Origin of the sequence: Microbacterium sp. cx-59, assembly GCF_020805625.1 — a bacterium.
Taxonomy (GTDB): domain Bacteria; phylum Actinomycetota; class Actinomycetes; order Actinomycetales; family Microbacteriaceae; genus Microbacterium.
This window is the reverse complement of the sequence record NZ_JAJHGO010000006.1, coordinates 60,499-80,866: the sequence shown is the minus strand read 5'-3', so window position 1 is coordinate 80,866 and position 20,368 is coordinate 60,499. Positions and strand designations below refer to the sequence as shown.

Genomic DNA, 20,368 nt, shown 5'->3' with positions numbered 1-20,368 from the left:
AGTCTGGGGAGAATCGGCACCGACGACAGCCTGGGGGAGGCTGATATGTGGGGGAATGTTCTGCGATCCGCGCTGCTGTGCGGAGTACTCGCATCCGGAGTTCCGAGCGGAGTCGCCGCAGTGGACGGGTTCGATCCGTACACGCCGGTGACGCCGCGAGAGTCGACGCTGGCCGGTTCGGTGTTCACGACGGCGTGTCGCTCGGGTGAGCCGATGATCGTCTACTCGCTCGTCATGACGGAGGGATCCGCGTCGCCACCGGCGGCCCGCACCGTCTCCGACGACGCGTCGGCGGTGCTCACGGTGACGGGCGATGTGTCGCCGTCGAGCCTGCCGCTCGGCACGATGCGCGACGGCCGGCTCGACGGCGAGGTCGCCTGGCCCTGGCCGGAGACCGACGTGACGTCTGCCGCTGTGCGTGCGGAGGTGAGGGTCGGAGAAACCGCGCTCGCCGTGCCGCTCGATCGGCCGCAGGGCCCGGGCTGCACCCTGCCCGCCGTCGGCGCCGCGACCCTGGCCGGCACCGGTGCCGAGGTTCCGCTCGTGATCGCATCGCTCGGCGGTGCGGTGCTGGGCGGCGGCGTAGTCGTCTTCGCCATCGGGCGGCGGCGGTCGCGCCGTGCCGCGGTGGGGCGATGAGGCCCCGTCGCCTTCGTCGCCTGATCACCGCATCTATCATCGCCGTCGTGCTTCTCGCGGCGGTCGCGGTGTTGTACGTGGGGGTTCGCGCGGTGCAGGCCCGAGAGTACTTGGCCGCAGCGGCGGATGCGGCGGCTCAGGCCTCCGCGCTCCTTGCGGGCGGGGACGTCGACGGGGCGGAGACGGCGATCGCGGCGATGACCGATCACGCCGCGCGCGTCGACGTGGGGGCGGACCCGGTCTGGCGGCTGGCCGAGACGGTGCCCGGGGCGGGCGCGAATCTCGCCGCGGTGCGCATCGTCTCCGACGGTCTCGCCCATCTCGGTGGCGACACCGCCGTGCCGCTTCTGTCGGTCGCGCGGGAGCTCCGCGGCGTCGATTCGGCGCGCGCGATCGAGGTGCTCGCCGCATCGGTGGATGACCTCGCGGGTGCGGATGACGCGGTCGGCGCGGTGCGGGACGAACTCGCGGGCCTCGACCGCAGCGCGCTGATCCCGGAGGTGAGCGGCGGCGTCGACACGCTCGACCGGGTGCTGGCGGAGGCGGGTCCGCTCACGGAGGGCGCCGCGGAGGCGGCCGCCCTCCTGCCGCCGCTGCTCGGCATCGACGAGCCGCGCACCGTGCTGGTGGCGGTGCAGAACACGGCGGAGCTCCGGACGGGTGGGGGCATCACGGGAACGTTCATCCAGCTGGATGCGGAGGGCGGACGGGTCGCGGTCACCGGCATCCGGGACTCGTCGTCGTTCGCGCCCGTCGCCGAGCCGCTCCTTCCGCTGCGGGCGGGCGAGCAGCGTTCCTTCGGGGACGGCATCGGACGCTTCGTGCAGGACGCCTCGATGACAGCGGACTTCACGCTCACGGCGCGCCTCGCCTCGACGTGGTGGGAGTCGGCGACCGGGGTCGTTCCCGATGCGGTCGTGTCGGTCGATCCGCTCGTGATGGCCGCCGTTCTGCGGGTAACCGGCTCGGTCGACTCGATCGCCGGCACGTTGACCGCCGACGACATCGTCGATCGGCTGCTGGTCACTCCGTATCTGTCGTCGACGCCGGAGGAGCAGAGCGACCAGTTCGCGGATGCGGCCACCGCGGTGTTCACCGCGCTCGTCGAACGAGCGGACGTGCTCGGGCTGGCGGAGTCGCTCCGAGCGCCGCTGGCCGAGGGGCGGGTGTCGCTGTGGAGCGCGCGCCCCGCCGAGCAGGAGATCATCTCGCGGTCGGCTCTGGCCGGGCCTCTCGCCCGGCAGGAGCAAGCCGGCGACGACGCGTTCGCGGTCTACTTCAACGACGCCACCGGCGGCAAGCTGACCCCGTATCTGAGCGTGGGCCTCGGCGTCGCGACGACGACGTGTCGCCCCGACGGCCGGGAAGACGTGAGCATCGCGGTCGATCTCGGGAGTGCTCTGCCGACGGATGCGGCCACCGCATTCCCCGTCAGCGTGACGGGCGGAGGGCTCTTCGGCGCCGCTGTCGGCGATATCGCCCCCACGGTCACGGTCGTGACGCCGCCTGGCTGGTTGCCCGGAGGGGTGTCGCTTGACGGCGACCTGGTGGCGAGCGTCGCCGTCGAGGATGGCGAGCGGCTGGCCGTCACCCGCCGCACCGACCTCGCGCCGGGGCGTTCGCGCACGCTCGTCTTCCGGTTCATCGCACCGGATGGCGGCGATGTCGAGCCGGTCCTGATTCACACTCCGCTGTTGACCGAACCGGGCGCGGCTCGGGTGGCGGCCGCGGAACCCTGTGCGTCGAGCTGAGCGAGGGCGGAGGAGTCGGATGGTGCGTTACGGTGCTGCGGCTTTCCTGCGGGGCGCGGATAGGAATACCATAGGGGTGCCGCCATTCTGAGCACCCGCACCGCCCCCAGCGGTGACGCGGGCGATTCGTCCCCAACGCTTGTCCGCAGGGCGCCGGGCGGTTTCGCGGACCCTCTCGAGCTATCCAGTCCCCACTGGGACGCTCGAGAGGGTCCGTTCTCTTTTCGTCGCGCCACGCCCACGTTCCGACCGGGCCGGCTGCCAGGCCCACTCGCCTACGATTGACCCCATGTGTGGAATCGTCGGATATGTCGGTCCTCGGCCCAGCCAGGACATCCTCATCGCCGGGCTCGCCCGGCTCGAGTATCGGGGGTACGACTCTGCGGGGATCGCCGTCATCGACGGCGAGGGTGCGCTCGGAATGCGCAAGCGCGCCGGCAAGCTGAAGGTCCTCCGCGACGACCTCGCGCAGACGCCGCTCGGCGACGGCACGACCGGCATCGGCCACACCCGGTGGGCGACCCACGGCGGCCCGACCGATGCGAACGCGCACCCTCATCTCGCCGACGACGACAAGCTCGCCGTCATCCACAACGGGATCATCGAGAACTTCGCTGACCTGAAGGAAGAGCTCGTGAGCGAAGGCTACGAGTTCCGCAGCGAGACCGACACCGAGGTCGCCGCGATCATGATCGGCCGCGAGTACGCCGTGTCGAAGGACCTCGTGCAGGCCTTCCGGGCGACGGTCTCCCGCTTCGAGGGCGCGTACACGCTGCTCGCGATGCACCAGGATCAGCCGGGACTCGTCGTCGCGGCGCGCCGCAATTCGCCGCTCGTGATCGGTCTGGGCGAGGGGGAGAACTTCCTCGGATCCGATGTCGCCGCCTTTGTCGAGCACACGCGCAACGCGCTCGCGATCGGCCAGGACGAGATCGTCGCGATCACGCCGTCGGGCGTTGAGGTCACCGATTTCCGCGGTGATGTGGTCGAGGTCGAGCCGTTCGAGGTGACCTGGGACGCCGCCGCCGCCGAGAAGGGCGGATGGTCCTCGTTCATGGCGAAGGAGGTGTCCGAAGAGCCCGAGGCCGTCGCGAACACCGTGCGCGGCCGCATCCGGGACGGCATCGTCCGGGTCCCCGAGCTTGACGGACTCGACGACCTCTTCCGCGACATCACCCGCATCATCGTCATCGCCTGCGGAACCGCCGCGTACGCCGGCCAGACCGGCAAGTACGCGCTCGAGCAGTGGGCGCGCGTTCCCGTCGACGTCGAGCTCGCCCACGAGTTCCGCTACCGCGACCCGGTGATCGGCCCCGACACGCTCGTGGTCTCGATCAGCCAGTCCGGCGAGACGATGGACACGCTCATGGCCGTCAAGTATGCCCGCGAGCGCGGCGCGCGGACGCTCTCGATCTGCAACACGCAGGGCGCCACCATCCCGCGCGAGTCCGACGCGATCGTCTACACGCACGCCGGCCCCGAGGTCGCGGTCGCATCGACGAAGGCGTTCGTCGCGCAGATCACGGCGCTCTACCTTCTGGCGCTGCATGTCGCGCACGTGCGCGGTTCGCTCACCGACGCCGAGATCGCGCGTCACGTGCACGAGCTCGAGGCCGTGCCGAAGAAGATCTCGCGCATCCTCGACGAGGAGCAGGAGCGCATCACGCAGCTCGCCGGCTGGATGGCCGATACCCGTTCGGTGCTGTTCCTCGGCCGGAACGTGGGCTACCCGATCGCGCTCGAGGGGGCGCTGAAGCTCAAGGAGATCTCGTACATCCACGCCGAGGGCTTCGCCGCCGGCGAGCTGAAGCATGGACCGATCGCGCTCATCGAGCCCGGCCAGCCGGTCTTCGTGATCGTCCCGTCGCCGCGGGAGTCGTCGCTGCTGCACGACAAGGTCGTCTCCAACGTGCAAGAGATCCGGGCGCGCGGCGCGCGCGTGATCGTGATCGCGGAGGAGGGCGACGCGTCGGTGCTGCCGTTCTCCGACGAGGTCATCCGCATCCCGCTCGCCGGTGCGCTCTTCGAGCCGCTGCTCGCGGTCGTGCCGCTGCACATCTTCGCGATGGGCCTGGCAACCGCCAAGGGCCTCGACGTCGACCAGCCCCGCAACCTCGCGAAGTCCGTCACCGTCGAGTAACCCGCGAGCTCTTCACCCGCGAGACTGCACTTTCGCGGCGAGACGTTGGTCGCAGGCCGCAGTCTCGCGGCGCCACTGCAGTCTCGCGGGATGGAGGCGCCCCGCGGGGCGCGGATAGAGTGGCGGATGCGGTGGGCCGCCGCATCCGGGAGGACACATGATCGTCGGCATCGGCGTCGACATCGTCGACATTCCGCGGTTCGAGCAGACCCTGCTGCGCACACCGCGGCTGCGCGAACGCCTGTTCTCGGTCGCCGAGCAGGCCCTCAAACCGCGCTCGCTCGCGGCCCGTTACGCCGCGAAGGAAGCGCTGATCAAGGCGCTTGGCGGATCGGACGGCGTGCACTGGACCGAGATCCAGATCACCCCGGAGCCCTCTGGCCGGCCGTGGTTCACCCTCACCGGGTCGACCGCGGAGGTCGTGGCGGCGCGCGGGATCGTGACCCTGCACCTCTCGATGAGCCACGACGCCGGACTCGCCACGGCGTACGTCGTCGCCGAGGGCGCTGAGTCGATCCGCGCCGCGTCCGTGGTTCCGGATGCGGGCGACACCGCGGCGGGCGACGCTGCGGGATCTCCGGATGCGGGCGACGCTGCGGCGGGCGACGCTGCGGGATCTCCGGATGCGGGCGACACCGCGACGGGTCACGCGGTACCGGGCGAGGGAAAGGACGCGGCATGAGCACGCTGCCCGCGGGGGTCATGCGCGAAGCCACGATTGACGTCGGCGCGATAGAAGACAACGTCCGGCAGCTGCGCCGCATGGTCGGCGTCGATGTGCTCGCCGTCGTGAAAGCCGACGGCTACGGGCACGGCGCCGGACGCAGCGCCGCGGCGGCTCTGGCCGGCGGGGCGAGTCGCCTGGGCGTGGCCGATGTGCCCGAGGCGCTCGCGCTCCGCCGCGCGGGCATCGACGCCCCGATCCTCGCGTGGTTGCACGCGCCCGGGGCGACCTTCGGTGAAGCCGTCGAGCGCGGCATCGACCTGGGCATCTCGAGCCTCGATCAGCTGAACGCGGCCGCGGCGGCCTCGACCGCCGACCGGCCCGCGGTCGTGCACCTGAAGCTCGAGACCGGCCTCGGCCGCAACGGCCTCGCGGCCGGCGAGGACCGGGTCGTCTTCGCGGAGGCCGCGCGGCTGGAGCGGCTCGGCCGCATCCGCGTCGATGGCATCTTCAGCCACCTCTCCAACGCGTCGGCGGATGCGGACCGCACCGCCCTCGCGCGATTCCACGACGGTGTGGCGGCCGCGAGTGCCGCCGGACTCGCGCCGCGCGTTCACCACCTCGCGGCGACCCACGCGGCGATCGACCTGCCCGAGGCGCGGCTGAACTGCGTCCGCATCGGCATCGGTCTGTACGGGCTGTCGCCGTTCCCGGACCGGAGTTCCGCGGACCTCGGCCTGCGTCCGGCGATGACCCTGCGTGCGTCCGTCGCCGCGGTGCGCCGCGTGGGCGCCGGGCATGGGGTCTCGTACGGCTACGACTATGTCACCGAGCGTGAGACGACGCTCGCCCTCATCCCGGTCGGGTACGCCGACGGGGTGCCGCGACAGGCGTCGGGCGCGGGACCGGTCGTCATCGGCGGACAGCGGTTCCGTGTCGCGGGTCGCATCGCGATGGACCAGTTCGTGGTCGACGTCGGCGACGCCGTCGTGTCGGTCGGCGACGAGGCGATCCTGTTCGGCGATCCGACGCTCGGTGCCCCGGCCGCGTCGGCATGGGCGGATGCGGCGGGCACGATCAACTACGAGATCGTCACCCGGATCGGCGCCCGCGTCACCCGCCGTCAGGTCGCGTCGTGAGCCGCCGCGCCCCCGGCGGCACCCCCGCATCCGACCGCGAGACGGGATCTTCGCGCCGAGACAGTGGGGTAACCCCTCCGTTTCGGCGCGAAGATCCCGTTTCGGCGAAGGTGGATGCGGATGCGGATGCGGATGCGGACGCGGGGCATGAAGCGGGCGCGCTCAGCGTTGGAGATCACATGGCACAGGACACGCAGACGACCGGACTCGACGACCTCCTCGGGCAGCGTGAGATCGATTCGCCCGACGCGATGGAACAGCTCGGGCGCGACATGGGCTCCCGGCTGCGCGCGGGCGACGTGCTGGTGCTGACCGGCCCGCTCGGTGCCGGAAAGACCACCCTCACGCGCGGGATCGCCGAGTCGCTCGGTGTCCGCGGCCCGATCCAGAGCCCGACCTTCGTGATCGCGCGCACTCATCCCTCGCTGGTCGGTGGCGTGCCCCTCGTGCACGTCGACGCGTACCGTCTCGGCTCCGCAGCGGAGCTGGACGACCTCGACATCGACTTCGCCGGTTCGGTCGTCGTCGTCGAGTGGGGCGCGCCGTTCGCGGGAGCCGTCACCGATTCGTGGTGGGAGGTCGAACTCGACCGCGAGTGGCACGGCCGCGGCGTCGACACCGCGTGCGGCACGTACTCGCAGGCGACGCTCGCGCTGGACGCCGACACCCCGCGCCTCGTCACGATCAGCCGCCGCCCCTGACGCCGCTCGCCACCCCGGGCGGCGTCGGTCAGGCGGTGACGCGGCGGTAGTCCCGCCAGCGCGGGTCCGTCCCGCCCGCGGCGCCGAGGCCGAGGGCACGGAGCGTGGCCACGGGCTGTTCCACATGGGCGAAATGCCCGGCGGACCGCATCCGGACCTCGCGGAAACGGGGGACGATCGCGGCCAGTCGGGCCTGCTCATCCGCCGCGGCGAAGACGTCGCGTTCGCCGCGCACCGACACCACGGACGCCGTGATGGTGCGCCACCTGGCGGTGTCGTAGGCCGCGGCGAGGCGGGCTGCACCGCCGAACGCGACCGGCCGGATCTCGTCGGCCAGCGCGGAGATCACCGAGGGGTCGATGCGGTCGAGTCGCGCGAAGAGCGGGGCGGCGAGGGGCCGCAGCAGTCCCACCCGATCGAGGCCGCGCAGGAGGTCGGATGCGCCCGCGCCGAGCCCGGAGAGCGCCCGCATCGCGAGCAGCATCCCCGCGAATCCCGGCACTCGTGCGGCACGGGCGAACGGCCGGCGGACCACCGCCTGCACCCCGGGGCCGCTCGGCGACACGAGTCCGACCCCGACGGTCGCCTCGGGCTCGCGCGCCGCCAGGTCGAGGGCGACGAATCCGCCGAGGGAGTGTCCGACGACGCGCCAGCGCTCGAATCCCTGCGAGCGAATCATCGCCGCGAGCTCGGCCGACACCGCGCCGATGTCGTCGACGGTGCCGGCGCTGTCGCCCCATCCGGGCAGGTCCGGGATGATCACGTCGGTGATCGGGGTGCCCAGACGATCGGATGCGGCGATCAGCGGCGTCCACGTCGTCCAGGACCCGGCGGCGCCGTGCAGCAGCAGCGTCGCGACCTCGCCGCGTTCGCGTCCGGCGTGCACGGTCATCCGGCCCAGCCGGGTTCGTCGCAGCCCCAGGGCGGCGGCGCTCGTGCGGAGCGCGGTGAGGCTCGTGTCTCGGTGCATACCTGCTATTCGTTGCGGCGAGGGCCGCGGATTGGCGCCCGGCGCGCGGATGTCGGCACGCGCACCCGCCGGCATCCGTCCCCGCGGTCGCGCCTCGCCGACGGGGGACGCAACCGGCCGGATACCCTGGAGGGGTGATCCTCGGCATCGACACCTCCCTCGGCACGGCGGTGGCACTCGTCGACCCCGACGGTGTCGTGCGGGCCGAGGTCGCGAGCGACAACCCGCTCGGCCATGCGGAGGTGATCGGCGATCTTCTCGTGCAGGCGACGGATGCGGCCAGAACGACCGCCGCGCACGGCAGCGGGCTGCCCGCATCCGGTGACGACGCGATCACGCACGTCGTCGCCGGCATGGGGCCCGGTCCGTTCACGGGGCTCCGGATCGGGATCGCCGCGGCGCGGACATTCGCCCTCGCGCGTGCCATTCCCGTGATCCCCGTGCCGAGCCACGACGCGGTCGCGCTCGGGGTGCTGCTGGCCGCGGCGTTCGAGGGAGCAGAAGCGGGCCGGTTCGCCGTCGTCACCGACGCGCGGCGCAAGGAGTTCGCCTACACGGTGTATCTCGGGCTCGACGATGACGGCCTGCCGGTACGGGTCGCGGAGCCGGCGCTCGTGCCCCGTGACCTGCTCGATGACCGGCTGCGCGAGCTCGACGCCGCGCGGATCGAGGCGACCTCGGTCTCGGCGGCCCTGCTCGCCATCACCGGCGCGCGCGCGGTCGCGGCGGGGCGCGTCCTCGCCGGCCCCGAACCGCTCTACCTGCGTTCACCCGACGTCACCGTCGCGCACGCGCCGAAGCGAGTCTCGTGATGCGCGACGTGGCGCCGCATCCGCAGGCCGGCGTGATTCGGGAGGCGACCGCCGACGATCTCGGCGCGATCATGGCGCTCGAGCGGGCCTCGTTTCCGACCGACGCCTGGAGCACCGCGATGATGCGCGCCGAGTTGGCGTCGCCGCACGGCCGCTACCTCGTGCTCGAACGTGACGGCGTGCTCGCCGGGTACGCCGGACTCCGCTCGGTCGTCGGCGCCCCCGACGCCGACATCCAGACCATCGCCGTGTCCGAGAGCGAGCGGGGGCGGGGGAGTGGCCGGATGCTGCTGCGCGCCCTCATCGGCATCGCGCACGAACGCCGCGCGCGAACCGTCTTCCTCGAGGTCCGCGACGACAACCCGGTCGCGCAGCAGCTGTACGCCTCGGAAGGCTTCGTCGAGACCGGCCGCCGCCCGCGGTACTACCAGCCCGACGACGTCGACGCGATCGTGATGACCCTCGACGTGCCCGCGTGGGCGGCCCGCCCGGTCCCGCCCGCCGCCGCGGCTTCGGCCGCACCCGCTCCGGTCGCTCCGCCCGCGACGCTCGCTCCGGCCGCGACGCCGTCACCGGTTTCGGAGATGTCACCGGATTCGGATGCGGCGGCCCGCACGCATCCGAATCCCGTCACATCTCCGAATCTCGCAACACCCGCCGACGCCGGCCCGGCACCCGCCATCGCGGACGGAGGAGGCCCGACATGACCGCATCCGAACCCCTGGTTCTCGGCATCGAAACGAGCTGCGACGAAACGGGCATCGGCATCGTCCGCGGCCGCACGCTGCTCTCCAACACCATCGCGAGCTCGATGGACGAGCACGCGCGGTTCGGCGGGGTCGTTCCCGAGGTCGCGGCGCGCGCGCACCTCGAGGCGCTGCAGCCCTCGATCGAGGCGGCGCTCGCCGATGCCGGCGTGGAGCTGGGCGACATCGATGCGGTGGCCGTCACGTCGGGGCCGGGTCTCGCCGGTGCCCTGATGGTCGGTGTGGGCGCCGCGAAGGCGCTCGCCGTCGGCCTCGGAAAGCCGCTGTACGCCGTCAACCACCTCGTCGGGCACATCGCCGCCGACATCCTCGACGCCGACGCGCCGCCGCTGGAGTACCCCACCGTGGCCCTGCTCGTGAGCGGCGGGCACACGTCTCTCCTGCTCGTTCGCGACCTCACGACCGACGTCGAGCTGCTGGGGGAGACGGTCGACGACGCAGCGGGCGAGGCGTTCGACAAGGTCGCGCGCATCCTCGGCCTGCCCTACCCGGGCGGCCCCGAGATCGACCGTGTCGCCGCTGCCGGCGATCCCGCCGCCATCCGCTTCCCCCGCGGACTCACGCGCGCATCCGACATGGATCGGCACCGCTACGACTTCTCGTTCTCGGGGCTGAAGACGGCCGTCGCGCGGTACGTGGAGCAGACTCCGGAGCCGTCCGTGCCCGACGTTGCGGCATCGTTCCGCGAGTCCGTCGTCGATGTGCTCGTCACCAAGGCGCTCGATGCGTGCGCCCGCTTCGGCGTCCCCCGCCTGCTGCTCGGCGGTGGCGTGATCGCGAACCGGCGGCTCCGCGATGTCGCCCTCGAGCGCGGTGCGGCGGCGGGCGTGGCGGTCCGCATCCCGCCGCTGAGCCTCTGCACCGACAATGGCGCGATGATCGCCGCGCTCGCCTCCGAGCTGATCATGTCGGGGCGACGACCGTCGACCCTGTCGTTCGGCGCGGATTCGACGCTGCCGGTCACCGAGATCCAGGTCGCCGAGTCCCCGGCGGTGGTCCCGGCATGACCGAGCGGGAGGCGGGACCGGAGACGGATGCGGCGGATGCCTCTGCGCAGCCGATTCTGGCCGCCGCCGAGGCGCTCGCTCCCGAGACGGCGCGGCCGCGCCCCCCGGCGCCCCCGGTCCCGACCTCCGTCGAGGCGCCGTCGACCGACGTGGAGACGCCTGTCGCCGAGGCCGTTCTGCCGGGCACGCACCGCGGCGGTTTCACGCGCCCGCCGACCGCGCCCCTCGCACTCGCGTCGTTCGGCGCGAACGAGCCGCGGATCGAGTTCGTGCCAGCGACGGGAACGTCGGTGGCGCCGGTCGCCGCCGTTCGACCGGCGAACCTGGCGGCGATCGGCCTCGGCTTCGCCGTCGTCGGGCTCATCGCGTCGTTCGTCGTCGGCCTCGCGCTGCCGATCGCGCTCGCCGGGCTCGTGCTCGGCGCGCTGTCTCTGCGCCGCCGCGCCGAGTCGCGTCAGATGGCGATCTGGGCGATCGCGCTCGGCGCGCTCGCGGTGATCTACAGCGCCGGATGGCTGGTGTGGGCCGCGTACCGCGCCGGATGGTGGGGCTGACGGCGCGACTGCGCGCTCAGCCCACGCGGTCGGCGAGCAGCGCGCGACGCCGCCCACCCGTGCGGGTGAGGATCAGCGTCGCTCCTGCGTCGCCCGAGAGTTTCAGCCGCGTCCGCAGCGTCGCCGGGTCGATGTCCACGCCGCGCTTCTTGATCTCGAGGCGCCCGATGCCCCGTTCCTTGAGCGCTCGGGCGAGCTTCTTCGTGTCCAACGGCAGTTCTTCGCGGATGCGGAACGACTGCACGAACGGACTCGTGACGGCCGCATCCGACGTCAGGTACGCGATCCTCGGGTCGAGCATCCCGGCATCGAGCGCGCGCGCGACGTCTCCGATCAGGCGCGCGCGGATGACGGCCCCCTCGGGCTCGTGCAGGAACTCCCCGAGCTCGCGCGGCGGGGCGTCCTCGGTGTCGCCCGCGGCCGTCAGCTCGTGGGCCTGATCCCCCCGGATGACGAGCGCCGCGCGCCGCACCCCCTCGCGGGCGAGCGCCCCCGACCACAGCACGAGCTCGATCGTCGATCCGTCCACGCTGATCCACTGCGCCTCGGCGGCCTCCGGAATGTCGGCGCGCTCGAAGCCGGGGCCGAGTTTGATGCCGGTGGGCACGCGTTCGGCCAGCGCGAACGCCCAGTCGAGCGACGGTGTGTAGTCCGAGGCGCGCAGGCGCGTCGTGTCGTCGTGGCCGGCGCTTCGACGCGCGGGGTCGAGCCACACGGCGTCGATGCCCTCGAGCGGGGTCTCCTCCGCGCGGGAGTGGAGCACGCGGATGTCGTCCCCGAACGGCGCCAGGTTGTAAGCGGCGACCGCGGCGGTGACCTCGTCGGCGTCGACGGCCGTCACCCGCATCCCGAGCGCCGCGACGCCGAGGGCGTCGCCGCCGATACCGCAGCCGAGGTCGGCGACGTGCGTGCGTTCGCCGCGGGGCGCGAGCGCCGCGAAGCGGGCGGCGTGCCGGGCGGCGATCCCGAGCCGTGTCGCCTGTTCGAGACCTGCCCGGGTGAACAGCATCCCGTCGGCGAACTGCGCGAACTTCGCGCGCGCCCGCGTGCGGAGCCGCGCCTGCGTCACCACGACCGCGACGAGCTCGGGGGAGTGCCCCTGCGCTCGCAGCCGGCCGACAGCGGATGCGGCGTCGTCGGTGGACTCGACCGTGCCGACCTCATCGAGCAGCCGTAGGCCCTCGGGGGTGAGCAGCGTACGCAGGTCCGCCATCTCCATCCCGCCAGCCTACGGTCGGCGGCGCGTCCGCTGTCGTGAGGCGGGCTCGTGGCGTGGCGAACGGGCGCGGATTGGCACTCGCGTTGCACGAGTGCCAGGACGCCTCTAGACTTGCATTAGCACTCTCGATGTGAGGGTGCTAATGAGTCTTCCGTTTCACGAAGCGAGAAAGAAGAGGTAGACCGTGTCGGTTTCCATCAAGCCGCTCGAGGACCGCATCGTCATCCAGCAGGTCGAGGCAGAGCAGACCACCGCGAGTGGTCTGGTCATCCCCGACACCGCCAAGGAGAAGCCCCAGGAGGGCGAGGTCGTGGCTGTCGGCCCCGGCCGCATCGATGACAACGGCAACCGCGTTCCGCTCGACGTCGCCGTGGGCGACCGCGTCATCTACAGCAAGTACGGCGGAACCGAGGTCAAGTTCGGTGCCGACGAGTACCTCGTGCTCTCGGCCCGCGACGTGCTCGCGGTCGTCGTTCGCTGACGATCCTCTGACGAAGGGCCCGACCACTCCGGTGGTCGGGCCCTTCTCTTTTTCGCGCCCCTCCCTGGGGAGAGGAGCGGCGGGAAGAGCGCGGTGGCAGGATCCCGCGGGTGATCGGCAGCACACCGGATGCGGCGCCGCATCCCGTGTCCTTCCCCCGCCGTAGGCTGAGGAGGTGACTCCGAATGCCTCCGCAGACCAGACCACCGCGGGCGGGCTGTACGCGTTCGGCGCCTACTTCCTCTGGGGATTCCTGCCGCTGTACTTCGTGCTGCTGGCACCGATCGGTCCCTTCGAGATCGTCGCGTGGCGCATCCTGCTGTCGCTGGTGTTCTGCGCGCTGCTGATCCTCGTGACCCGGTCGTGGGGGCGGCTGGTCGCGATTCTGCGCCAACCCCGGCTGCTCGGGCTCACGGCGCTCGCGGGCGCCCTCATCTACGTCAACTGGCAGGTCTTCCTGTACGCCGCCCTGAGCGGACACGTCATCGAGACGAGCCTCGGGTACTTCATCAACCCGATCGTCACGGTGCTGCTCGGCGTCCTGCTGCTGCGTGAACGTCTCCGTCTCACGCAGTGGATCGCGATCGGCCTCGCCGCGATCGCGGTCGGCGTTATCGTCGTTGGCTACGGCGTGTTCCCGTGGATCGCGCTGTCGCTCGCCTTCTCGTTCGGCTTCTACGGACTCGTGAAGAAGAAGATCGGCCCGGCCGTCGATGCGGTCAGCGGGCTCACCCTCGAGTCGGCCTGGCTGACCCCGGTCGCGCTCGTGCAGCTCGGTGTGGTGGCCGCGACGGGTGGCCTTCTCGTCGTCTCCGTGGGCATGCCGCAGACGGCGCTTCTTGCGGCCGCGGGCATCGCCACCGCGACGCCCCTGCTCATGTTCGCCGCCGCCGCCCGGCGCGCCCCGTTGAGCCTGCTCGGCATCATGCAGTTCGTCGCTCCGGTCCTGCAGTTCGTCATCGGAGCGTGGCTGCTGGGCGAAGAGATGACGACGGGCCGCTGGATCGGATTCGCGATCGTCTGGGTCGCCCTGATCCTGCTGACCACCGACTCGCTCCTCGCGGCGCGCCGCACGCGACGCGGGCGAGCGGATGCGGCGACCGCCCGCGAGCGCGACGACGCGCCCTCGGATGTCGCAGAACTGACGTGATCGCGCGGCAAACGGGCACGACGGGGGTTCGCAGAGGTGCTCGCTCACGCAGAGGAACTCACAGCAATTTGATAACGATTGAGTAGCGAAACCTTCCGTTAACACATCGCAACATGTGCGACGCGGTCCCTTGGCTAGGTTTGTCACAATTCGCGCGGCGACGAGCCCGCGTTTCCGACTCTCACCAAGGAGCACCATGCGCGCTTTCCCGCGTTCCGGTACCGCAAAGGTCCTGGGCGGCATCGCCCTGATCGGCGCGAGTGCACTCGTTCTGGCCGGATGTAGCGGCGGCGGTGGCAGCGATGCCACGTCGACCGAGGCAGCCGGTTCGGACTTCCCGATCGACTGCGACGCGGCCCAGCCCGCGTCCTACACCCCGGAGTTCAGCTCGACCTCCGAGGGCCCCGGCACCGACCTGACCTACAAGATCGGTACCGCTCTGCCGGTCACCGGCAACCTGGCGTTCCTCGGACCGCCCGAGATCTCCGCCACCCAGTACGCGACCTCCGAGGTCAACGCGGCTGCTAAGGGCGTCACGGTCGACCTGATCCAGGGCGACTCGGGTGACACCGACAACAAGGCTTACGAGACCGAGATCCCCCGCCTCCTCGGCGAGGGCGCGACCGCCATCATCGGCGCCGCATCCTCGGGTACCTCGCTGCAGTTCATCGACCAGGTCATCGCGGCCGACGCGATCCAGTTCTCCCCGGCCAACACGTCGGCAGCCTTCACCGGCTACGAGGACAAGGGCCTCTACTGGCGCACCGCCCCCTCGGACGTGCTCCAGGGCGAGGTGCTCGGCAACCTGATCGCGGCCGACGGCAACGAGACGCTGGGCATGATCGTGCTCAACGACTCCTACGGCACCGGACTCGCGTGCTTCACGAAGGCCGCCTTCGAGGCAGCCGGCGGATCGGTCGTCGCGGCGTCGCTCTACAACACGGGTGACACCAACTTCTCGGCCCAGGTCGAGGACGTCATGGCGGCCAACCCCGACTCGATCGCCCTGATCACCTTCGAAGAGGTCAAGACGATCATCCCCGAGCTGCTCGGTGCAGACTTCCCGGCCGACAAGATGTACCTCGTCGACGGAAACCTCGCTAACTTCGGCGATGAGTTCCCCGAGGGCACCATGGCGGGCGCGAAGGGTACGTACCCGGCTGTCGACCCGGCCACCACGGCGACCTTCCGCGACAACCTCCAGTCCTTCTGGACCGGTGCGGGCAACGCCGAACTGGCTGACTTCACCTACGCTCCGGAGTCCTACGACGCCGTGATCCTGCTGGCGCTGGCGGCTCTCGAGGCCGGCTCGACCGCAGGCCCCGACGTCGCTGCGCACCTGCAGTCCGTCTCGGGCGGCGCGGATGACGGCACGAAGTGCACCACGTACGCGGAGTGCGCCGACATCATCATCGCCGGTGGCGTTGCTGACTACGACGGTGTCTCCGGTCCGATCACGTTCAACGCGGTCGGCGACCCGACCGAGGCGTCGATCGGCATCTTCCAGTACGGCGAAGACAACAACTACGAGTTCCTGAACGTCGGCTGACCCGACCGCAGGATCTGGGCCCCGGTCTTCGGACCGGGGCCCTTTCGCGTGCCCCGGCCCCTGCACGTGCTCGTGCCGGTGCCCCGGCTCGTGCCCTGCTCGTGCTCGTGCCTATGCCTTCCGTGAGCGAAGGTCGGATGCCTCACGTGTCGCAATCTGTCGTCGTTCCCGGCCGATTGCGTCACGTGAGCCCAACTCCGGATGCTTCACGTGTCGCAGTCCGCCGTCGTTCCCGACCGATTGCGTCATGTGAACCAAACCCCGGATGCTTCACGTGTCGCAGTTCGTCGTGGTTCCCGACCGATTGCGCCACGTGAGCTAGACCCCGTGTGAGCGGCACCCGAGCATGGCCCGAGCCCAACTCCGGATGCTTCACGTGTCGCAATCCGTCGTCGTTCCCGACCGATTCCGCCACGTGAGCCAGATCCCGGCTGCCTCACGTGTCGCAGTTCGCCGTGGTTCCCGACCGATTGCGCCACGTGAGCCAGATCCCGTGTGAGCGGCACCCGAGCAGGGCCCGAGCCAGACTCCGGATGGCTCACGTGGCGCAATCGGCGCGCGAGGGCGGCCGATCGCGCCACGTGAGCAAGAAACGAGGGGCCCCGCGCACGGAAATGCCGGCCCACCCGAAGGTGGACCGGCATGAGCCGTGCAGCGGCGCGCAGGTGCGTCAGGCGCGAGCTGCGCGTCAGGCGCGAGCTGCGCGTCAGGCGCGCGCAGGCGCGTCGGGCGCGAGCGGCGCGTCAGGTCCCGAGGGTGCCCAGGTACAGGCCGATGACCTTGGGGTCGTTCAGCAGGTCGCGGCCGGTGCCGGTGTAGGCGTCACGGCCCTGGTCGAGCACGTAGCCGCGGTCGCAGATCTGCAGGCAGCGTCGCGCGTTCTGCTCGACCATGATCGTGGTCACGCCGGCCTTGTTGATCTCCGACACCCGCAGGAACGCTTCATCCTGGCGAGAGGGGGAGAGGCCGGCGGACGGCTCGTCGAGCAGCAGCACGTGCGGGTCCATCATGAGCGCACGGCCCATCGCGACCATCTGCCGCTCACCACCGGAGAGCGAGCCGGCGCGCTGTCCGAGCCGCTTGGCGAGGTCGGGGAAGATCGACGCGACGAAGTCGATGCGCTCGCTGACCACCTTCGGCCGCTGGTAGGCGCCCATCTGCAGGTTCTCGGCGATCGACAGGCTGGGGAAGACGTTGTTGTTCTGCGGCACGAAGCCGACGCCCTTGGCGACGAGCTTGTTGGCGCGCAGCCCCGTGATGTTCTCGCCGTTCAGCATGACGGAGCCTTCGCGCACCTTCACCTGTCCGAAGATCGCCTTCAGCATGGTCGACTTGCCGGCACCGTTGGGCCCGATGATGCCGATCAGTTCGCCTTTGGCGGCGGTGAGGTTCGCACCGTTGAGAATGTTCACACCGGGCAGGTAGCCGGCGAAGACATCGTTCAGTTCGACGACGTTCGTACTCATCGGCCGTCCTCCGGCTTGTCAGCATCGCGGTGGATGTCGGCCTCCACGGCCTGCTCCAGTTCCTGAGCGGTCTCCAGGAGTTCCTGACCCTCCGCCGTGAGCGTGCCTGCGTGACGTCCGGTGACGACACCGAGGTCGACGTCCTGGTGCGCACCGAGGTACGCGTCGATGACGGCCTGCTCCTTCATGACGGCGTCCGGCGGGCCCTCGGCCACGACCTTGCCCTCGGCCATGACGACGACCCAGTCGGCGATGTGGCGCACCATGTGCATGTCGTGCTCGACGAACACGACCGTCATGCCGAGATCCTTCAGATCCAGGATGTGGTCGAGCAGCGACTGCGTCAGCGCCGGGTTGACGCCGGCCATCGGCTCATCGAGCATCACGAGCACGGGGTCGCTCATGAGCGCCCGGGCCATTTCGAGAAGCTTGCGCTGACCGCCGGAGAGGCTGGCGGCGAAGTCCTTCTCCTTGGCATCGAGCTTGAAGCGCGCGAGCAGCTCGCGGGCCTTGGCTTCGATGTCGGTCTCCTGCTTGCGCCAGAGGAAGGGCAGGATGCCGGCCCAGATGCGCTCACCGGACTGCTTGGTCGCGCCGAGCTTCATGTTCTCGAGAACCGTCAGCAGGCCCAGCGACTTGGTGAGCTGGAACGTGCGCACCTGACCCATGCGGGCCGTCTTGTATGCCGGGATGCCGGCGAGGTTCGTGCCGTCGAACGACCAGCTGCCGTCGTTCGGCTTATCGAAGCCGGTGAGCAGGTTGAACAGCGTGGTCTTGCCGGCACCGTTCGGGCCGATCAGGGCGGTGATCGCCCCGCGCGGAATCTCGAGGTGCTCGACGTCGACGGCGGTGAGGCCGCCGAAGGTTCGGCGCACGCCGTCGATGACGATGATCGGGTCGACCTTGGCGACACCCGGGCGGGGTTCGCCTTGGTGCAGGCCGGTGGTCTTCGGGCGCGGGGTGGGGGGCACGGCCTCAGCGGACAAAGGTCAGCTCCTTCTTGCTTCCGAGGATTCCCTGCGGGCGGAAGATGACCAGCAGCATGAGGGCCACACCGACGAGCACGAAGACGAGCATCTGGCTCTGCTCCGTGGTGAGGAACGGCAGCCAGCCGATCGAGACGAGCGCGGGCAGCAGGTTCGACAGAAACGCGCGAACGATCCAGAAGAGCACAGCGCCGAGCACCGGGCCGAAGATCGTCGCGGCGCCACCGAGCAGGAGGGCCGTCCAGATGTAGAACGTCTGCGAGGTGACATAGACGTTCGGGTTCACGTTCGTCCCCATGGCGGTGACGATGCCACCGGCGGCGATGATGACGCCACCGACGATCAGCGCCTGCATCTTGAACGCGAACACGTTCTTGCCGAGCGAGCGGACCGCATCCTCGTCTTCACGGATGCCGCGGATCACGCGGCCCCACGGGCTCCGCATCAGCAGCCAGACGATGGCGATGACGATCGCGATCGTGATGACGCCGACGATGATGACCCACCACTGGTCGGACTGATAGGTCCACGGTCCGATGCCGTAGCGACCGGCGGGAAGCGGGTTGCTGGCGCGGAAGCTCGCTTGGAAGCCGGAGAGACCGTCCGCCGAACCCGTGTAGTTGCGGAACGCGGAGGTGAGGAAGAGGAGCCGGAGCACCTCGGCCGCGGCGATCGTGACGATCGCGAGATAGTCGCCGCGGAGCCGGAGCGTCGGGATGCCCATGATCAGGGCGAACACCATCGAGGCGATGAGCCCGATCACGATCGCGATCGGCCACGGCACGTCGAACGACGCGATCGAGATCGCGAAGCCGTAGGCGCCGACCGCCATGAAGCCCGCGACGCCCATGTTGAGGAGCCCGGCGAAGCCGAAGTGCACCGACAGGCCGATCGCCGCGAGGACGTAGCCGAGCGTGGCCGGCGCAAGGATCTGCGCAGCGGTGTTGGAGAGGATTTGCAGCATGTCCATGAAGGCGCCCTACCTATCCGATTCTTTCTCGGCGTCCGAGGATGCCCTGCGGACGGAACAGGAGGATGACGATCAGCACGACGAGCGCGCCCACGTACTTGAGGTCGGAGGGGATCCAGAGCGTCGAGACCTCGACGAGCAGACCCACGATGATCGAGCCGATCAGGGCGCCGAAGGCGGTACCGAGACCACCGAGCGTGACGGCCGCGAAGACGAGGAGCAGGATGCTGGTTCCCATGTCCCACTTGATGCCGGGGCGGAAGTAGGCCCACAGCACACCCGACAGGCCCGCGAGGGCTGCGGAGACGACCCACACCACTCGGACGACGGCGTCGACGTCGATACCGCTGGCGGCGGCGAGCGAGGGGTTGTCGGACACGGCCCGCGTCGCGCGCCCGATGCGGGTGCGCATCAGCCAGAACGCGAAGCCCGCGATCACGACGATCGAGACGGCCATGCTCACGACGTCGGTGACGGTGAGTCGGATGGGGCCGAGCCCGGGGATTGATGCGGAATCACCGCCCGGGAGCTGCTCTGTACCGCCGCCGACGAACATCTGGTAGACGTACCGGAGGGCGAGCGACAGACCGATCGAGACGATCATCAGCTGGACGGTTCCGAGGCCTTTTCTTCGGAGTGGTCGCCATATTCCGGCATCCATCCCCAACCCGAAGAGCGCCGACGCGATCACCGCCAGGGGGATCGCGATCCAGATCGGCACGTCGAGGCCCGCGGAGAAGAGGAGCGCGGCGAGAGCGCCGAACGTGACCATCTCGCCGTGAGCGAAGTTCGAAAGCCCAGTGGTGCCGAACACGAGCGAGACGCCGATCGCGGCGAGCGCGAGCATCAGGCCGAAGTTCAAGCCGTTCACCGTGCGGGAGATCAGCTGGTCGACGAAGCTCGTCGTCACCCGCTCAGCGGCGGTCAGCGTGAAGTTGCGGGTGATGGTGCTGGTCGCACCGAACGTGACCTCGACGGACGATTCGAAGCCGTCAGGTGCGGTCACGCCGCTGGGCAGCTCGAGGTCGATCGTGTACGGAGTGTCCTTGGTCGGAACGCCGATGCGGAAACTGCCGTTCTCGGCGGTCGTCGCTTCGCTCTCGAATCCGTCGGCCCCGGTGACGGTTACGGTCGCGTCGGGGATCGGCGCTCCGTCCGTGCGGACGTTACCGGCGATCGTGTACGGCAGATCCTCCGGGTCGTCGGTCTGCGCGGATGCGGGCGATGCCCAGCCCAGCAGCAGTACGGCGGCGAACAACGCGGCGATCAGCGTTGCGATCGCGCGACTCGAGCGGTTGTCAGCGCGCGATGTGCGGGTGATCCCCACTGGCACCTCCTGGGGTGAACGGTCTTGCCGGTCGATGTGTCGGTGTACCGGAGAACCCGTCGGTGACCTCGGCGAA

The 20,368-nt window shown here is 70.5% G+C and carries 18 protein-coding genes and 1 pseudogene; 13 read left to right on the top strand and 6 right to left on the bottom strand.

What is annotated here, in order from left to right; all coding sequences use genetic code 11:
- The first annotated feature begins 45 nt into the window (after positions 1–45).
- The 6 genes and pseudogenes from LMI96_RS06815 to tsaE all read left to right on the top strand — a co-directional run bounded on the left by LMI96_RS06815 (position 46) and on the right by tsaE (position 7,034).
- Positions 46–639, top strand: a complete 594-nt coding sequence (locus tag LMI96_RS06815; RefSeq protein WP_228360936.1) for a hypothetical protein — start codon at positions 46–48, stop codon at positions 637–639.
- Positions 636–2,390, top strand: coding sequence for a DUF4012 domain-containing protein (locus LMI96_RS06810; protein WP_228360935.1), 1,755 nt, complete (start codon positions 636–638; stop codon positions 2,388–2,390). Before LMI96_RS06815 ends, LMI96_RS06810 begins: the two co-directional genes overlap by 4 nt.
- A gap of 289 nt (positions 2,391–2,679) precedes the next feature.
- The gene (gene glmS, locus LMI96_RS06805) at positions 2,680–4,530 is read left to right on the top strand and encodes a glutamine--fructose-6-phosphate transaminase (isomerizing) (protein WP_223721752.1); all 1,851 of its coding nucleotides are present in this window, start codon (positions 2,680–2,682) and stop codon (positions 4,528–4,530) included.
- A gap of 157 nt (positions 4,531–4,687) precedes the next feature.
- A pseudogene (locus LMI96_RS06800) lies at positions 4,688–5,035 on the top strand (holo-ACP synthase); the annotation flags it as partial.
- A gap of 173 nt (positions 5,036–5,208) precedes the next feature.
- Positions 5,209–6,333 (top strand): alanine racemase, encoded by a 1,125-nt coding sequence (gene alr, locus LMI96_RS06795; protein ID WP_228360934.1) that lies wholly within the window; start codon positions 5,209–5,211, stop codon positions 6,331–6,333.
- Between the two features lie 179 nt (positions 6,334–6,512).
- On the top strand, positions 6,513–7,034 hold the full coding sequence (gene tsaE, locus LMI96_RS06790; protein WP_223721754.1) for a tRNA (adenosine(37)-N6)-threonylcarbamoyltransferase complex ATPase subunit type 1 TsaE: 522 nt from the start codon (positions 6,513–6,515) through the stop codon (positions 7,032–7,034).
- Between the two features lie 28 nt (positions 7,035–7,062).
- Here the strand turns inward: tsaE and LMI96_RS06785 are convergent, their stop codons facing one another.
- Positions 7,063–8,004: an alpha/beta fold hydrolase gene (locus LMI96_RS06785; RefSeq protein ID WP_228360933.1), complete on the bottom strand. Its 942-nt coding sequence runs from the start codon at positions 8,002–8,004 to the stop codon at positions 7,063–7,065.
- A gap of 134 nt (positions 8,005–8,138) precedes the next feature.
- Between LMI96_RS06785 and tsaB the strand changes: the two genes are divergently transcribed.
- The 4 genes from tsaB to LMI96_RS06765 are packed head-to-tail and all read left to right on the top strand — an operon-like array spanning position 8,139 to position 11,144.
- Complete coding sequence (gene tsaB / locus LMI96_RS06780) at positions 8,139–8,816, top strand: tRNA (adenosine(37)-N6)-threonylcarbamoyltransferase complex dimerization subunit type 1 TsaB (RefSeq protein WP_228360932.1); 678 nt, start codon at positions 8,139–8,141, stop codon at positions 8,814–8,816.
- A complete protein-coding gene (gene rimI, locus LMI96_RS06775; RefSeq protein WP_228361028.1) occupies positions 8,816–9,523 on the top strand; it encodes a ribosomal protein S18-alanine N-acetyltransferase in 708 nt (235 codons plus the stop codon). The genes tsaB and rimI overlap by 1 nt, the downstream gene beginning before the upstream one ends.
- The gene (gene tsaD, locus LMI96_RS06770) at positions 9,520–10,590 is read left to right on the top strand and encodes a tRNA (adenosine(37)-N6)-threonylcarbamoyltransferase complex transferase subunit TsaD (RefSeq protein WP_228360931.1); all 1,071 of its coding nucleotides are present in this window, start codon (positions 9,520–9,522) and stop codon (positions 10,588–10,590) included. The genes rimI and tsaD overlap by 4 nt, the downstream gene beginning before the upstream one ends.
- Positions 10,587–11,144: a hypothetical protein gene (locus LMI96_RS06765; protein ID WP_228360930.1), complete on the top strand. Its 558-nt coding sequence runs from the start codon at positions 10,587–10,589 to the stop codon at positions 11,142–11,144. Before tsaD ends, LMI96_RS06765 begins: the two co-directional genes overlap by 4 nt.
- A gap of 16 nt (positions 11,145–11,160) precedes the next feature.
- Here the strand turns inward: LMI96_RS06765 and LMI96_RS06760 are convergent, their stop codons facing one another.
- The gene (locus LMI96_RS06760) at positions 11,161–12,363 is read right to left on the bottom strand and encodes a class I SAM-dependent methyltransferase (RefSeq protein WP_228360929.1); all 1,203 of its coding nucleotides are present in this window, start codon (positions 12,361–12,363) and stop codon (positions 11,161–11,163) included.
- 184 nt (positions 12,364–12,547) lie between these two features.
- Between LMI96_RS06760 and groES the strand changes: the two genes are divergently transcribed.
- The 3 genes from groES to LMI96_RS06745 all read left to right on the top strand — a co-directional run bounded on the left by groES (position 12,548) and on the right by LMI96_RS06745 (position 15,543).
- Positions 12,548–12,844, top strand: coding sequence for a co-chaperone GroES (gene groES / locus LMI96_RS06755; RefSeq protein ID WP_047543013.1), 297 nt, complete (start codon positions 12,548–12,550; stop codon positions 12,842–12,844).
- Positions 12,845–13,019: 175 nt separating this feature from the next.
- Positions 13,020–13,994 (top strand): EamA family transporter RarD, encoded by a 975-nt coding sequence (rarD, locus tag LMI96_RS06750; RefSeq protein WP_228360928.1) that lies wholly within the window; start codon positions 13,020–13,022, stop codon positions 13,992–13,994.
- Positions 13,995–14,190: 196 nt separating this feature from the next.
- Positions 14,191–15,543: an ABC transporter substrate-binding protein gene (locus LMI96_RS06745; RefSeq protein WP_223721761.1), complete on the top strand. Its 1,353-nt coding sequence runs from the start codon at positions 14,191–14,193 to the stop codon at positions 15,541–15,543.
- Positions 15,544–16,286: 743 nt separating this feature from the next.
- Here LMI96_RS06745 and LMI96_RS06740 read toward each other — a convergent pair.
- The 4 genes from LMI96_RS06740 to LMI96_RS06725 are packed head-to-tail and all read right to left on the bottom strand — an operon-like array spanning position 16,287 to position 20,292.
- A complete protein-coding gene (locus LMI96_RS06740) occupies positions 16,287–17,009 on the bottom strand; it encodes an ABC transporter ATP-binding protein (protein WP_223721762.1) in 723 nt (240 codons plus the stop codon).
- Positions 17,006–17,980 (bottom strand): ABC transporter ATP-binding protein, encoded by a 975-nt coding sequence (locus tag LMI96_RS06735; protein WP_223721763.1) that lies wholly within the window; start codon positions 17,978–17,980, stop codon positions 17,006–17,008. The genes LMI96_RS06740 and LMI96_RS06735 overlap by 4 nt, the downstream gene beginning before the upstream one ends.
- A gap of 4 nt (positions 17,981–17,984) precedes the next feature.
- Entirely contained in the window at positions 17,985–18,965 is a 981-nt protein-coding gene (locus LMI96_RS06730; protein WP_223721764.1) for a branched-chain amino acid ABC transporter permease, read from the bottom strand.
- A 13-nt stretch (positions 18,966–18,978) separates the two neighbouring features.
- Complete coding sequence (locus LMI96_RS06725) at positions 18,979–20,292, bottom strand: branched-chain amino acid ABC transporter permease (RefSeq protein ID WP_228360927.1); 1,314 nt, start codon at positions 20,290–20,292, stop codon at positions 18,979–18,981.
- Between the last annotated feature and the right edge of the window lie 76 nt (positions 20,293–20,368).